The 1,260-nt window shown below is 38.8% G+C and carries 1 protein-coding gene; it reads right to left on the reverse strand.

What is annotated here, in order from left to right; all coding sequences use genetic code 11:
* A partial coding sequence (locus H524_RS15835; protein WP_044122395.1) for a hypothetical protein occupies nt 1-1,131 on the reverse strand: 1,131 nt, incomplete at its 3' end.
* Nucleotides 1,132-1,260: the final 129 nt, after the last annotated feature.

Genomic DNA, 1,260 nt, shown 5'->3' on the forward strand with positions numbered 1-1,260 from the left:
TAGGCCCTTCTTCAAATAAAATGCTTTTACTAGGTCGTGGCAATCAACATTTTTATTATATTTACTAATAATTTCCTTGAGAACAGCGATATTAGTTGACTCAGGCACATTGGCTATAAAACAAGGATAAGTACTACCGTTCACTTTCCTGTTACGAACGGCTCGAGTAATGATCTTTCTGTGTATCTTGAAGACCGTTGCTACAACGGTTTGTGGAAGATGAAAAGCATCCATAAAATCCAAGATATTTGAAATCTCTAATTCACTGAAATGGCCTGAATAAACTGTTCCATTTAGGGACTTATACTCGTCCACACCATGCAACTTCATGAAGCGCTGTGACTCACCTACTTGATCTCTATTTACATCTAACTTTGTAGCTAGGGCTTCCTGGGTGAGCTTTTTCTCTTTAGGCGCAGTGAAGTCTTCTGCAATAGCAGCTATCTTCTCATAATCGTCAAGAGTTTTACGATAAGAGCTGTACTTATCAAGATCCTCAATACTCTGCACAGACTCGTATCTGCGGACTACTGAATCGTCTCTTAATGTTGCCTCATGCTCAATAAGAACCTGACGTAATGACTTGCCTGTTTTCTGACGAACTAACTTATCAATTAGTTGTACATTCCAACTAGGATAAGCCTCGACTACATTGTTTTCGTTAGGAATAAAGTCACTTACGCTGGCACTTTCGATTAGCTGATTGCCTACATCTTTACGGAAGAGAAGGTGCCTTTGCAAGGTGCTAATAATCTTGGAGAACAGAGCATCAATATATGGCTGCAGTAACTGAGTGCAGTATGCAAACTCAACAATGTTACACATCTCCTGCAGTGAAATAGGACCAGTTCTTACATAGCCTTGTTTCTCTACAAGATGCTCGTAACTATGGAAGATCGCGAAATTAGTAAATTTGGTAAGAGTCGCTGTGCTTACACCAATTCTTTCCGCAATTTCTTTTACTTCGCCACTAGCGAACTTTTGACCTTCTACGCGTGACTTTCTTCTGGCAATACGAGCTTCTTCTGACTCTTTTAAAATCTTGTCTCTGTGTTCTCTTAACTCAATAAGTCTTGGCACAGCGTCAATTACATTTGCTCTTTGTTCTGGGGTTATAGCTTTTGCAGGCATAGTTTGTTCTCCTGCGTATTGCATATCATGAAACTAAAATACGAGTCAACCTAGTGATGGTTTAGCTGCAATATACATCTTTGTATAATGCTTTTTAATTTCGTTTATGATAAAACTAACAGTATCAAA

This window comes from Anaerobiospirillum succiniciproducens DSM 6400 (assembly GCF_000482845.1).
GTDB classification, from domain to species: domain Bacteria; phylum Pseudomonadota; class Gammaproteobacteria; order Enterobacterales; family Succinivibrionaceae; genus Anaerobiospirillum; species Anaerobiospirillum succiniciproducens.